The 12,724-nt window shown below is 68.1% G+C and carries 13 protein-coding genes and 5 pseudogenes; 11 read left to right on the plus strand and 7 right to left on the minus strand.

Annotated elements, in window-relative coordinates; genetic code table 11:
• Positions 1 to 90: 90 nt before the first annotated feature.
• The 4 genes and pseudogenes from JW592_RS07410 to JW592_RS32600 all read right to left on the minus strand — a co-directional run.
• Positions 91 to 810, minus strand: a complete 720-nt coding sequence (locus tag JW592_RS07410; RefSeq protein WP_209264095.1) for an SGNH/GDSL hydrolase family protein — start codon at positions 808 to 810, stop codon at positions 91 to 93.
• Positions 807 to 1,274 carry a cupin domain-containing protein gene (locus JW592_RS07415; RefSeq protein ID WP_209264096.1) on the minus strand — a complete coding sequence of 156 codons (468 nt, stop codon included), beginning with the start codon at positions 1,272 to 1,274 and terminating at the stop codon, positions 807 to 809. Before JW592_RS07415 ends, JW592_RS07410 begins: the two co-directional genes overlap by 4 nt.
• 82 nt (positions 1,275 to 1,356) lie before the next feature.
• Complete coding sequence (locus tag JW592_RS07420; protein WP_209264139.1) at positions 1,357 to 2,193, minus strand: AraC family transcriptional regulator; 837 nt, start codon at positions 2,191 to 2,193, stop codon at positions 1,357 to 1,359.
• A gap of 481 nt (positions 2,194 to 2,674) precedes the next feature.
• Positions 2,675 to 2,788, minus strand: a pseudogene (locus tag JW592_RS32600) (recombinase family protein); the annotation flags it as partial.
• Between the two features lie 359 nt (positions 2,789 to 3,147).
• Here JW592_RS32600 and JW592_RS07430 point away from each other — a divergent pair.
• A pseudogene (locus tag JW592_RS07430) lies at positions 3,148 to 3,363 on the plus strand (transposase family protein); the annotation flags it as partial.
• Between the two features lie 1,273 nt (positions 3,364 to 4,636).
• On the opposite strand, the pseudogene JW592_RS07435 reads toward JW592_RS07430, so the two are convergent.
• Positions 4,637 to 5,017, minus strand: a pseudogene (locus JW592_RS07435) (transposase); the annotation flags it as partial.
• Positions 5,018 to 5,247: 230 nt separating this feature from the next.
• On the opposite strand from JW592_RS07435, the gene JW592_RS32605 reads away from it, so the two are divergent.
• The 5 genes and pseudogenes from JW592_RS32605 to JW592_RS07460 all read left to right on the plus strand — a co-directional run bounded on the left by JW592_RS32605 (position 5,248) and on the right by JW592_RS07460 (position 8,475).
• Positions 5,248 to 5,796 (plus strand): DUF2975 domain-containing protein, encoded by a 549-nt coding sequence (locus JW592_RS32605; RefSeq protein WP_209264097.1) that lies wholly within the window; start codon positions 5,248 to 5,250, stop codon positions 5,794 to 5,796.
• The gene (locus JW592_RS07445) at positions 5,796 to 6,044 is read left to right on the plus strand and encodes a helix-turn-helix domain-containing protein (protein WP_209264098.1); all 249 of its coding nucleotides are present in this window, start codon (positions 5,796 to 5,798) and stop codon (positions 6,042 to 6,044) included. The genes JW592_RS32605 and JW592_RS07445 overlap by 1 nt, the downstream gene beginning before the upstream one ends.
• Positions 6,045 to 6,157: 113 nt before the next feature.
• Positions 6,158 to 6,298 (plus strand): annotated as a pseudogene (locus JW592_RS32610) (phenolic acid decarboxylase); the annotation flags it as partial.
• A 384-nt stretch (positions 6,299 to 6,682) separates the two neighbouring features.
• The gene (locus tag JW592_RS07455; RefSeq protein WP_209264141.1) at positions 6,683 to 7,045 is read left to right on the plus strand and encodes a MarR family winged helix-turn-helix transcriptional regulator; all 363 of its coding nucleotides are present in this window, start codon (positions 6,683 to 6,685) and stop codon (positions 7,043 to 7,045) included.
• Complete coding sequence (locus JW592_RS07460; protein WP_209264099.1) at positions 7,042 to 8,475, plus strand: MFS transporter; 1,434 nt, start codon at positions 7,042 to 7,044, stop codon at positions 8,473 to 8,475. Before JW592_RS07455 ends, JW592_RS07460 begins: the two co-directional genes overlap by 4 nt.
• A gap of 124 nt (positions 8,476 to 8,599) precedes the next feature.
• On the opposite strand, the gene JW592_RS07465 is transcribed toward JW592_RS07460, so the two are convergent.
• Positions 8,600 to 9,070 carry a winged helix-turn-helix transcriptional regulator gene (locus JW592_RS07465; RefSeq protein ID WP_307805317.1) on the minus strand — a complete coding sequence of 157 codons (471 nt, stop codon included), beginning with the start codon at positions 9,068 to 9,070 and terminating at the stop codon, positions 8,600 to 8,602.
• On the opposite strand from JW592_RS07465, the gene JW592_RS07470 reads away from it, so the two are divergent.
• Positions 8,981 to 9,544: a carboxymuconolactone decarboxylase family protein gene (locus JW592_RS07470; RefSeq protein WP_209264101.1), complete on the plus strand. Its 564-nt coding sequence runs from the start codon at positions 8,981 to 8,983 to the stop codon at positions 9,542 to 9,544. The genes JW592_RS07465 and JW592_RS07470 overlap by 90 nt on opposite strands.
• A gap of 38 nt (positions 9,545 to 9,582) precedes the next feature.
• Positions 9,583 to 9,876, plus strand: a complete 294-nt coding sequence (locus JW592_RS07475) for a DUF1330 domain-containing protein (RefSeq protein ID WP_209264102.1) — start codon at positions 9,583 to 9,585, stop codon at positions 9,874 to 9,876.
• Positions 9,877 to 9,947: 71 nt separating this feature from the next.
• On the opposite strand, the gene JW592_RS32615 is transcribed toward JW592_RS07475, so the two are convergent.
• Positions 9,948 to 10,217 carry a squalene/phytoene synthase family protein gene (locus JW592_RS32615; protein ID WP_229375370.1) on the minus strand — a complete coding sequence of 90 codons (270 nt, stop codon included), beginning with the start codon at positions 10,215 to 10,217 and terminating at the stop codon, positions 9,948 to 9,950.
• Here JW592_RS32615 and JW592_RS32620 point away from each other — a divergent pair.
• The 3 genes and pseudogenes from JW592_RS32620 to JW592_RS32630 all read left to right on the plus strand — a co-directional run.
• Positions 10,108 to 10,663, plus strand: a pseudogene (locus JW592_RS32620) (helix-turn-helix domain-containing protein); the annotation flags it as partial. The gene JW592_RS32615 and the pseudogene JW592_RS32620 sit on opposite strands and share 110 nt — an antisense overlap.
• Positions 10,664 to 10,916: 253 nt before the next feature.
• A complete protein-coding gene (locus JW592_RS07485; protein WP_209264103.1) occupies positions 10,917 to 11,480 on the plus strand; it encodes an RICIN domain-containing protein in 564 nt (187 codons plus the stop codon).
• Positions 11,481 to 12,122: 642 nt separating this feature from the next.
• Positions 12,123 to 12,575 (plus strand): MmyB family transcriptional regulator, encoded by a 453-nt coding sequence (locus JW592_RS32630; protein WP_307805318.1) that lies wholly within the window; start codon positions 12,123 to 12,125, stop codon positions 12,573 to 12,575.
• Positions 12,576 to 12,724 lie beyond the last annotated feature (149 nt).

The raw sequence follows: 12,724 nt of genomic DNA on the forward strand, positions 1-12,724 counted from the left end.
AGCCTGGGGCACCTTGCTGTCCGGTTGTCGTTGCCTGCCCGGTAGGGGTGGGAACCGAATACGCAGGAAAGGGGCCGCCGCCGGAACCGGCTACGTGCTCCGGGTTGGGAGCCAGGTGTCGATGACCTCGGCGACAAGGGCGGCACCGCGGCTGTTCTGATGGACGTGGTCGGTCGTGAGCACGAGACCCCGGCGCCGCGAGATCGTGTCGAGGCTGCGGCGCAGCAAGGCATGCCGGGCGAGGACGCTGACGCTCGCGGCGGGCGTCGGGTCCCGGTAGGGGATCGGCGGCGGGTCCGCCTGGCGTAGTTCCTCGGTCTGGCGTTCGTGGAGCGGGAGGTAGGTCGCGTCGTTGGTGGCGGCGACCTCGGCGATCATGCGGCTGTACGCCTGTGATGCCCGCGCCGCGGCTCCGTCGAGTTGTTGGCCGAGGACCGGCAGGGACAGGAGAGCGATCGTCGCGTCGGTCTGCGTTCGCAGCCGTTCGACCACGGCTCCCAGGCACTGCTGGAACCAGCCGGCCGACGGACGCTGGGGGAGTTGTTTGCGCTTCATGGCCCGCTCGACGGGGTAGCCGGCGAGGCTCGCTCGGGCGTCGTTGGTCCCGATCAGCACGGTGATCACGTCGGGTGAATCCGCGACGACGGCATCAAGGCGCCGTGAGAGGTTGTGGGCGAAGTCGCCGTTGACGCCGAAGCGGGTGAGCCGTACGTCGCCGGGGGGTCGGCGTCGTTCGAGAAGGTCCAGGTAGTCGACGCTGAGTTGTGCGCGGGTGAGGCTGTCGCCGAGGCACGCGACACGGGTCGTCACGGCGTTGGCGGGCCGGACGTGCCGACGTGCTCGGTCGGGCGGGCCCCGGTCCGGGGACGGTGGTCGGTGCCGAGGCCAGCGGTGATGGTCAGGATGGACGCCGGTCCCGCCATGTCGACCGCGTGCCATGTCCCGGCCGGGTTGACAGTGGCCTCACCTGGCCCGAGCACAACCCGGTCGGGCACTCTGTCCACATCGCGGGTGACCGTCACCGACCCGCTGAGGCAGACGACCAGTTCGTCGCCGGCGGGGTGGCGCTCCCAATGGTCGCCGAGGCCGTCGCCGTCGAAGATCGTCACCATCCGGCCCTCGGCGCCGTCCGCCGCGACTGCGGCGCTGTAGGCATGGAGCACCTCCGGGTCCCAGGCGAAGCCCTCGACGGGTTTCGCTCTCGACCCCAGCCCGAGGTGCACTGGGGTGGTCCGCAGGTCAATGGCGTTGGGTTCGTGATTGACGAGTCTCATGCCGACGATGGTCACAGGACAGCAATAGGGTGGTCTTGAAGGAAAGGGAACAGAGCCGACGCGATGGACGGCCGGTCGGCGACTACCCGGTCCCGAGCAGGACTTCGCCGCGACGCCATGCTGTCGGTGATCGGCCCGTGAACTCGCTCCAGTCCCGGACGAGATGGGCCTGGTCGGCGTAGCCGGAGACGGTCGCCACATCAGCCCACGGAAGCGGGTCGTGCATGGTGGCCAGTTCGTGCGCGTGCTCGAAGCGCAAAACCCGGGCGAAGGTCTTCGGTGACAGGCCCACCTCACCGCGAAACCGCTCGGTGAGGTACCGACGGCTCCAGCCGAGTTCCGCGGCGACCGCACCAACCTGGACGCAACCTCGCGCGGCGACGAGGCGGCGCCATGCCTCCGCTACCTCGGGGCGCACCCAGCGCACATGGTCGCCGCAGGCGCCACGGCCGACAGCTCGGAGGAGCAATTCGTCCAGCGCGGTGAACCGCGCCGCCCATGTTGTCGCCGATCGGAGCCGGTCGACCAGCTCGACGGCCAGCGCTCCGAGAAGCTCGTCAAGCGGGACCAGTCGGTGGGCGAGCTCGGCGGCGGGCATGCCGTAGATGGCCCGGGCTCCGAGCGGTGTCAGTGACACCTGAACACCTTGCTGGCGTCCGTCGTGGTGAATCGCGACGGACCGGCACATCAGACCGCCGGCCACGCTGCCGAATCGGGTGACCGGTGACCCGTCGTCAACGCCCGCCGCCACCTCCAAAGGATCTGACAGGCTGATCACCGCAGTGAGCGCGCGGCTCGGCGGGCCGCAGTGCACCCCCCTCGGGAACCCGCGGAGGTCGAAGCCGACATACGAGTCGACGTACTCCCGCAAGGCGGGCGCCGGACGTGCATAGACCCTGGTGGCCGCATGGTCTTCCACCCTCGCAGTGTACGAACCGGCGGTACTGGTGGGCTCGCGTATTCCAATGTCACCAGTTTTCCGCGGGGTCCAACCTGGTGGTGACCGCCAGTGGTCCCCAGAGGCGTATCGGCTCCAGCAGCCTCCGGCTTCGGAGGCCAGCTTGGCCGTGGTGACCCGGTGATAGCTCAGAGCCTCCGCGACGACCGGGGCGACCATTTCCAGCACGTGCTGCCGGATCGCGGAGGTGCGACCGGCGGTGGTGGGGGTGCCGATGTCGTTCAGGTGCGCTGCCAAGGAGTTCCGCGAGCGGTTCGGGAACGGGGGACGGCGGCTCGCCGAGCCGGGAGAGGGTCTGCTGATCGGTGTGGGCGACTTCGTCGAGGGTGAGGCGGACGACGCGGCTGAGCGGCTGGGCGTAAAGCAGGACGATGCTCCCAGCCACCCGGAGTCGCAGAGGCAGGCTCGGGTCGGTGAGAAGGCGGCCGATCAGCTTCAGGCAGGTGAGCTCGCGCTGGAGGTCGCGTTGGAGTTCGCCGGCGGCGGCGAGGGTCTGCACCATGAACTTCACGGTGGACAGCAACTCGCCGGTGCGCGGGTGGTGGGCGGTGAGGTTTGGATTCGCGCCACCCTGGACTCCGGATTGCACGGGGTCATTGGACGCGTCGCCCGCCTGTCGTCAAACGATCATTTGATGACAGACTAAGGGAGGCGGGCAGGTCTCCAGGGGAACGAGCGCGCGCTGTCTGGGCAGCCGTTTGAGTTCCGCCGCTGTGCGGGAGTAGCGAGGAAACGCTGAGCTACAGCAGTTGAGGCAGAGGCTGGGACCGATTCCGGGGTGTCATCGATCTCCTCAAAGACACGACCGAAGCAGCGCACGCCTGCTGAGATCGATGCCATGAACACGATCCAGCCCAACTGGGATCATTGCGGCACCGGAGCCGACGAGGCGGACCCCGTCGGATGCCGGGGCAGGTGATCGTCCCGCACCGCAAACGCCCCGGACGCCCCCTGCTGAAGGGCGAAAAGGAGGAGAACGCGCAGCATCGCAAGGTCCGCGTCCGCGTCGAGCACACCTTCTCCCGCATGAAGAACTACAAGATCCTCCGCGACTGTCGACAGCACGGCGACGGCCTCCACCACGCCGTCCAGGCCGTCGCCCGCATGCACAACCTCGCCCTTGCCGCGTGAACACACAGGCCATCCGACCACCGAAGGCCGCCTGTTCACGGCCTTCTGCAACACCCTTTAGATTTTTCCCTTGCGGCGCGTGTCCTGTCGCCCCCCCAGCGACCGGACGAGGCTTTCGTGAGTCTCCACATCATCTGACGATGGAGACACCCGCCGTGCCCTCAGACCTAACGCAGGGGAGTTGACTGATGGTCGAGACCGGCGGAGCGGTCAGGGGTTGCGCTTTTCCACCGCGACGTTGGTGACGCGATCGTCGGAGAAAGTACAGCTGGCCTGGCTGACGTCACGCCCCGGCGCCGCCCAAGGGCCGTAATGCGTCTGTGTGCTCCCAAAAACCGTCAGGCATGTCACTTTGACACGGAAGGCACCGGTACCGGTCGTGCAGTACGCCTGGTCATACCATGAAAACGCCTGGGTCGAGCAGCCTTGCGGCCATGCCTGGGCGGCACCGGCGCCCGCCAGAAGAAACCCGCTCGCCGCTGTGGCTGTTAGCGCGACGCATGCCAGCAACCGACGCATCGTCGTCCCCCATAGAGGGCGCGCCCTGCTACCCTCGCGGCATCGGCGGCGGCACCCACTGTGTCCCTTTGCCTTCCGCTTCCCCGAACGGGAGGAGATTTACGGCCAGCACCGGACGCAAGTCCCGGACGGCGAGGGCGGGTTGGGGCCTTGGGGCCTCACCGCCCCTCCTGGCCTTGATCGACATGTGCCCGGCAGACAGTGGAGCCCACTGAGACCGTCCACTCCGCGTCGTCTCATCCGCGTCGGCGGTGGCCAGCACACCTTCGATCAACTGACCAGCCCACCAAAGAGACGCGGTTCGCCGCTGTTGCCGGTAGGCGCACTCCCGGCGTCTGTGCCTCATCCCTTCGTGCCCGACGTCGCCCCGGCATCGACGGCGCCGGGGCCTCGGCGGTTCACCATTCGGTGGTCATCTTTCGTCGATGGGAGTGTGACCGGCGCGGGTAGCGGTCGTGGCCGGTTCCCCGGGTGCGACTTTCCCGGCGCATGTGGGGAGCCCTGTCTTCTCCAACCGATCGCAGGACGTCGCCCCCGGAACGCCGGCATCACAGCGCCCCTTGGTCGTCGGCGAGGACGCGTCCTGGCCGGGACCGGCGAGAGCCTGGCCGCATCGAGTTCAGGGCGAGCAACATGGCTGAACGGGAAGAAAAGAAGGGTGTGTTCTGGGACGTGCAAGCCGGGCGGCTCCCACCGCCGCCCGCTGCCGTGACTCTTGGCTGGGAGCTGATCGACGTCGACACGGACGCCTGCACGGCTTGCCCCGGTCCACGGGGCTCGGGCCTGTGTGTTCGCCCCTTTTTCACCCTCATGTGGGCGGAGTCGAGGGCGATGCGGGAGACGTCGGTCAGGTCGGCGTCATCCAGGCGGCGCAGGCTCTCCTCGTGCAGCCGATCCCATACTCCGGCCCGCGGCCAGATGAGGAACCGGCGATGACTTCGAAATGCCGAGCACGGTGGTAACGCAAGCCAGGCGCAGCCGCTGACCAGGACGTAGGTGATCGCGGCGAACACCGCCTCGTCAGGCGTGTCCTTCCTTCCGCCGCCCTGCGGTCGCACCTTCGAGGAGGGAGCAGCGGCTTCGCGATCTCCCACAGCCCGTCCGGAACGATCCAACTCCCCGTACCCCGCCCCATGCCCAGCTCGACAACGCCTCACCACGTGGACACGGTCTCAGGCCCTCCCTGCCTCGCCCACCACTGCAACCGCATCAGCGTGCTGTTCGCCGTGCTCCGCGACGGCACCTTCTACCAGCCCAGAACCCCACACCTTGCTTGACGAGAGGCATAAGTACACCCCCTACCAAGTACAAGGCTATCGATTTTCGATAGGCTTCGATCGTAAGTCGATAGACTAAGGAGTATCGGTGACGCACCTACTCGCGCGCTCCCTGCGCGCCGCCCTCGTCGTAGCGTTCGCCCTCACCCTCGGCGTCCAACTGATGATGTTGTTCATCGCCAACACGCAACCCGTCCAAGGCGACATCGCCGTCTCCCGTGACGGAACTGCCGTGACGAACGACAGCTTCGTCGACGAAGTCATACAAGACCGTGGCGGCGAGGTCGCCCTCTGCGCCATCCCCGCCCTCATCCTGCTGCAGGCCGTCATGGTCTGCATCTGGCGTCTGACCACCCTCGCCCAAAACGGCAAGGCATTCACCCCGGCATCTCTTCCCTACCTCACCACCACTATCCGCGCACTCGCCGGGATGACCCTCCTTCTGGCCATCCTCGCCGTCCGTCTCAGCAGCGACCACACCCTCCCCCTCGGCTTCACCCTCTACCCCTACGGGGCCGTCCTGGCCTCCGCTACCGGCGCTCTGGTCATGCTCCTGCTGCGCGCCCTGCTGGACCAGGCCATAAACCGCGACGACGAAGCCACCCGCATGCGCAGTGAACTCGACCAGGTGATCTGATGCCGATCGTCATCGACATCAACGTCATGATGGCCAAACGCAAACTCACCGTCGGCCGTCTCGCCGCCCGCGTAGGCATCACTCCCGCCAACCTCGCCGTGCTCAAGAACGGCCGTGCCAAAGCCATCCGCTTCACCACCCTCGAAGCCCTGTGCGATGCCCTCGACTGCCAGCCAGGCGACCTGCTGCGCTACACCCCCGACACCGACGACCCCGAACCTGACGAACAGGAAAGCCCAGATGAGTGAAACGCTGTCCAACTCGTTCGCGCAGGGCACCGGGACCGAGCTTGACGTTTGATCTCGCCTGTCACTCGACCTGCTGATCTGCTGCCGATACGACAGGCGAAAAGGCCACCAGCATCATCGGCCATCGGTTCGAATACGTTTATGCCAACGGCTGGCGCTATGAGATGTACATCAAGAACGCCACGACCATCGACTACCGCATCCACCGCGGCATGGCCGGTGGCCGTTGGGTCAAGGACCAGAACATCGACCTCGCTATGCGCACGGTCGCCTCCTCGCTGTTGGAGCCGCTGCTGCTCGCGTAACTCCGAACGATGCTCCGCCCACTCGGCGGAAACCAACTCGTCCAGCACGTCCGGCGCGTGGTGGGTCATGGCCTCCACGACGGCGTGGACTGTCTCGGTCACCAGCTTCAGGCCGAGGACGTACTTGAAGTGGATGCGGCAGCGCACTGCGGCGTAACCGGCTCCCAGCGGTCGAGGCCGCCCGCGCCAGTCGACCGTTTATATAAACTGTGAATATAAAACTGTTATGCTTTGACCATGAGTCGTCAAGACACCGCTCCTGGCGCGTCCGCCGCTATCGGGGCAGCCCTCTACGGCCTGGCCACCAGGGCCGCGAGACGCCTGCCCAGGGACATGAGCCTGACGTCCGCCGCCACCCTGGCGACCCTGGCCCGGACCGGCCCGCGGCGCATCACCGACCTGGCCGCGGTCGAGGGCGTCACCCAGCCCGCGATGACTGCCCTGGTCCGGGTGATGGAGGAGTCCGGCCTGGTCGAGCGACGGGGGGACGCGTCCGACAAGCGGATCACGCTGGTGTGCCTGACCGAGGCCGGTGCCTCCTATGTCCGGAAGAGGCGCCAGGCGGGCGTCCACGCGTTCGAGCGGTTGATCGGTGAGCTCACCGGCGACGAGGTCGAGGCGCTGGTGGCGGCCCTTCCGGCGCTGCAGCATCTGGCAGAGCTCGAAAGCCAGGACCGCGAAGGGCCGGAGCAGTGACCGGGCAGCCGGCCGGCGGGGTCGCGGTGAAGGCGTTCCCGGTGGCACGTTCCGAGGCGCGGCTGCTGGTCCCTGCCCTGATGTTCATCGCTCTGGTCGTGGCGGCGGTCGGCAGCCTCGGGGCGCCACTGGTCACCAGCGTGGCGACCTCGTTCCACGTCTCGCTCGGCAGCGCGCAGTGGACGCTGACCGTCGCGCTGCTCAGCGGCGCCGTCGCCACGCCGATCCTGGGGCGGCTCGGAGCCGGTCCGCACCGGCGGGTCACGATACTCGCCACGCTGGCGGTCGTCGTCGCCGGCAGCGCGCTCACCGTGCTGCCGCTGCCGTTCGCGTGGCTGCTGGCCGGCCGGGCGGCCCAGGGCATCGGGCTCGGGCTGACGGCGCTGATGATGGGCGTGGCCCGGGACCACCTCCCCGAGGAGCGCAGCGCGGCCGTGATCGCTTTGATCTCGGTGGTCTCGATCATCGGGGCCGGCGTCGGCTACCCGCTGGCCGCACTGCTCGCCGAGCTCGGCGGCCTGCGGGCCGCCTACGGCCTCGGCCTGGTCGTCACCGCCGCCGCCCTTCTGACCGCATGGCGCTCCGTGCCCGAAGCGCCCGAAGGCCGCTCCGGCCACGTGGACGTGGCAGGCGCGGTCGTCCTGGCCGCTGCGCTGCTCCTGGTGCTGTTCCTCGCCGGTGAACGGAACCTGTGGAGCCGGCACCTCGCCGTGGCGGCGGGCATCGCCGTCTTGGCGGTGGTGCTGCTCTGCGTCTGGGCCGTCATCGAGCTGCGCAGCACGACGCCCCTGGTCGATGTGCGGGCGGTACGGCACCCGGCGGTCGCCGGGGCGAACCTCGCCATGTTCGTCGGCGGGATCGGCATGTACCTCCTGCTCACGCTCATCACCCGGTACGCGCAGACGCCGGACGGCTCCGGCTACGGCTTCGGGCTGACGACCTTCGTCGCCGGGCTGGTCCTCATCCCGTTCTCGGTGCTGGGGTTCGTCGCCGGCAAGCTCACGCCGCGGGTCCGGACGCGGATCGCCGACCCCCTGCTCCTGGCCGGCAGCGCCGTCGTGGTCGGCGGCGGGTTCGCCCTGTTCGCGGCGGCCCGGTCAAACCTGGCCGAACTGTTCGCGGCGATGGGCGTGCTCGGCTTCGGCGTCGGCGGCTTCTCGGCCGCGATGCCCGGCGTCATCCTGGCCGTCACCCCCAAAAGCGAGACGTCGAGCGCCATGAGCTTCAACTACGTCGTCCGCAGCGTCGGGTACTCCCTGGGCAGCGCCATCGGCGGCCTGATCCTCGCCGTGGGCACCGGCCCCGGCCACCTCTTCCCCGACGACAGCGCCTACACCACTGCGGCGCTGGTCGGTATCGGCGCCATGGCGATCACGACGCTGACAAGCCTCGCTCTGGCCCGCCGACGCTCGTCCGAGACCAACCCGTAAGAGCTCGCGCAAATATCCGGAGTGGGGAGCCTGGGCAGCAAGGTGCGCACCGGTCCCGATGAACATGGAGTCGCGACGCTCTGTGACCACTGGAGAGACTGTGCCCGTCCTGCCGTCACGGCCGTCAGTCTGCTGCCGCCTTGGGCCGCCAACCGGAGGCCCAGTCATCGAGCGGGGCGAGAGATTCTTGAAGGGTCCTGCCCTGTTCAGTGAGCAGGTACCCCTCGCCGGTGTTTTCGACGAGGTCGGCCTGCCCCAGCTCACGAAGCCTGTCTGCAAGGACGCTTGACGAGACGCCGCCGCATCGTTGCTGGAGCTGGCGGAAGGTCGGGGATGAGCCGTCCCGTAGCTCCCACAGGACCCGCAGCGCCCAGCGTCGACCCAAGAGGTCCAGGAGCGCCATGATCGGGCGCCCCGTATGCGAGCCGCGAACCCGGCGGCCCGGGAGTGGTGTTGGTCGTGTCATCTGCTTTCCTTTCCAAAGCGCCAATGTTAACGTCCCGCTATGCCTCTGAAATCGAAGCAGCCGCGCATCGAACCTCTCTCGCCGCCCTATGACGAGGGAGCCGGCGAGGCCCTTGAGCTCCTGGGGCATTCACCCATCCAGCTGTTCCGGGTGTGGGCCCGGCGGCCCGAGCTCGCCCGCTCCATCGCGGGCTGGGGAAGCTACTACCTCTCTCGGCGCTCCGCTCTCACTCTGCGCCAGCGCGAGCTGGTCATCGACCGGACCACCGCGCTGCTTGGCGCCGACTACGAGTGGGCCGTGCACGTCGCGGGCTTCGCCGAGAAGGCGGGACTCGACGCGGCGCAACTCGCGTCCCTCGCGGATGGAAGGCCGACGGACGACTGCTGGCACACCACCGATCGTGCCGTGCTCGAAGCGGTCGACGAGCTCCATGCGACCTCCGACCTGTCCGACGACACCTGGGCGAACCTGGTCGCTGTCGCCAATGAAGATGCCGCACTCGATCTGGTCTTGGTCTGCGGTTGGTATCACGCCATTTCGTTCGCCGTCAGGGTGCTCCGCCTACCCCTTGAGCCTGGCACCGAGCCGATCTCCGCGCACTGATCTCAGCCAGATCCACTCATCCCAACACTGGAGGTTCCATGCCCAAGGGCTACTGGGTCAGCGTCTATCGCACCATTTCAGACCCTGCGAAGCTGGCTGCTTACAACAAGCTGGCCCGCCTGGCCGTCCAGCCCTGGGGCGGCCGGACCCTCGTCCGTGGCGGTCGGGTCGTGGCGTACGACGCCGGAATCGCCGAGCGTACCGTCCTGGTCGAGTTCGACAGCTTCGAGCGGGCGGTCGCGGCACGCGAGAGTGCTGCCTACCAGGAGGCGCTGGTCGCCCTCTCCGACGGCGTCGAGCGCGACTTCCGCATCGTCGAAGGCATCGACTGACCGAGGTCCAGCCGGATCTTCACTGAAGTGCTCGAGCTCCTCGTGCTGGCCAGCTGGTACCGCACCATGAGCTACCCGGCCACGGACTCCTCTTGGAAGAGGAACTCCGGGGCACCCGCTTGCCGGGTCGGTGACCCATCCACGGGTTCGGCCGCGGCACCCGTCACCCGGTAGAACATGGCCATCGAGCCACCTGTCATCTGCATGCACCACTGCCGCAGTTCCTCGAAGGTGACGAAGTCGCGGAAGTCGAGGTCCCGCTGCATCGCCGTGAACATCCTGCGCGAGCTGAACGACGGCGGCGGCACGCAGCGCGCCGACTTCCACTTCCTTGCCGTCACCGACGCCGGACCCGGCTCAGTCCTCGTCGATTTCCGCCGCCACCCGCTCCAAGACCGGTCCTCGGTGCACCCGGTGCCGTGCACCGGTGGGACGACATCGCAGAGGTGGCAGGGCACCTCGTGCTGTTCGTGCCGACCGCGCCGGTCACCCACGCCAGCCGAGAACTCGTCGCCTCCCCTGACCCGGCCGCGCACTGGAGCACCCCCGACGCCGACTGGCCCTTCGCCGACACGGTGCGCAGCCAGCTCCTTCTCGAAGCATCCGCCCCACCCAGTGGCTCCCGGACGGAGCTGCCCGAGAAATCCTGCTCTCCGCGCTCATCACCCGGCTGCACCCACCGCACGCCGAAGCACGGCTCACCCCTCCGGTGTTCCGGTTGTTCCGCTCCAGCGTCGAAGCGCACTTCGGGCAGCACCACGACGCCGGCTACTACGCCCGTGCGCTGGCTCGTCTCCACGGGCAACCCGTACCTACGCGGCCCTGTGCGGGGGTCCTGTGAGCGAATGGAATCTGCCGACTTTCTACGGCCCGCGCAGGCTCCCAGGCGGTCCTGACGCGCTGCGGGCGGCGTGATCCATGGCGTGATCACTTCGAACGCCCGGCTGCACCGCTCAGACCCTCTCCCTCGCACGGTGCGACGGCCCTAATGTCATTGCCGTCAACACACAGTGCCGGTGCTACTACGTTATGGAGTCGACATGATCGCTCGCATCGTTCGCAGGACGCTGACAGCCGTCGCCGTGACCGCCCTCGCCAGCACCGTCTTCGCCGCCGCGCCCGCGTCCGCCGACTCGTCCCAGCGGGCGGTGCCCACGGGCGAGTTCACCGCAGTCAGCCAAGTGACCGGCAACTACATGCTCCCGGACGACACCAAGGGAAACCCGGGCACCTACCTTCAGGTCTATCCCAGCACCGCTCCCTCCGGATGGAAGACCACCTGGCGCTTCGACCGGGTCGCCACCTCCAACGGGCGGCCGGTGTACCAGCTGAAGAGCTCCGCCGGGGCCTGCGCCACCAATGAGAACGGTGAGAACAGCATCGTCTACCTTCGCGACTGTTCCACCCGGAACAAGGATCAGTGGTGGCTCCTGGAGGCTGTCCGCGGCACCGACCCCCAGGACCCCGACTACGGCATCGTCTCCTACCGCGACGAGGATCTGGCCCTGACCGCCCGCGGTGAGGGCGACACCTACATCGACCTCAAGCGGATGTGGGGCGGCCACCCCTCGCAGCGCCAGGGCTGGCACTTCTACTCCGCCTGAAACCCGCTCCCGGGGGAAGGGGCAGGCCGCTCCCTTCCCCCGGGCCAGGAGATGGAACAGGGCCGCAGCATACATTCCGGGGGATAGCCGACGCCCCGCAGAATGAGAGGCCGCGGCCTGCGCCTGTGCGTTCCAGCCGAGCCGCCCGGGCCCAGTCGTGGTGCAGGGGCGCTTCGTACGAGGGGCAGCCCCTCCTCGGCAGGACGCTTTGCCGCATCCATCGCCGCTCTGAACGTAAGACCGAGAACTTGCTCGCCCCCGCCCAGATCGCGGCCACCCTGATCTGCTACCGCCGACTCGGCAACCTGTCTTCCGTCGTGATCAGGTGGTGGGGCGGAAGCTTAGGAGCCGACGCCGGCTTCACGATGGCCGACGGCCGCCGTGTCCCGGGACTGCGCCGGAAGGAGCTCGCACAGCTGAACTCTCCGTCGACTACGTCCTGCGCCTGGAACAAGGACGCGCGACAAACTCCTCGGCCCAGGTCGTCGGCGCCCTCGCCCGGGCCCTTCAGCTCTCCCGCACAGAGCGCGACCAGGTGTACCGAAGCGCCGAGCTCCTTCCACCCCAGGAGGGAAGGCCAGCAGCCATGTGCCCCGAGGCATTCAACGGCTCGCCGCGCGCCTGGGCGACATACCGATCTGGGTGTTCACCGCCGACTGGACCCTGGTGTGGTGGAACACCACGTGGAGCGCCCTGCACGACGACCCGGTCACCATCCCGACCGCCGAACGGAACCTCGCCCGCGCACCTTTCGGCAACGGCGCCGCGCATGCCTCGATGCTTCCTGTCCAATCCGAGCGAGGACCGGACGCCTTCGCGGAGTCGATCGTCGCCGACCTCAAGGACGCCGTTTCCCGCCATCCCAGGGACGCCTGGCTCGGTCGTCTCGTGCAGGAACTGCGGAAAGTCTCCGATGCCTTCGCCCGTCACTGGGCCACACAGACGGCCGCCGCCCAGCACACGACGGACCGCAAGACGATCCGGCATCCGCAGATCGGCGACACCCTGCTCGACTGCGACGTCCTCATCCTCCCCGGCGCAGACCTGCGCACGGTCACCTTGGCTTCGTTGATGTCTATGGACAGCACTTGTTGATGGGTTTGGGCGGCACTTCCCGATCTTGAAAACGCTGAGATGTCGATGAGTTTTGACGGCGCCTCAAGCTTGCAGACGGTGGCTGTGTCGGCGCCGCCACGCTCCGGTCCGGTTTCAGCCGGTAGCGATCTGTGCGTCGGGGCGCTGTC

The sequence above is a fragment of the Streptomyces spirodelae genome (genome assembly GCF_017676385.1).
Taxonomy (GTDB): Bacteria; Actinomycetota; Actinomycetes; order Streptomycetales; family Streptomycetaceae; genus Streptomyces; species Streptomyces spirodelae.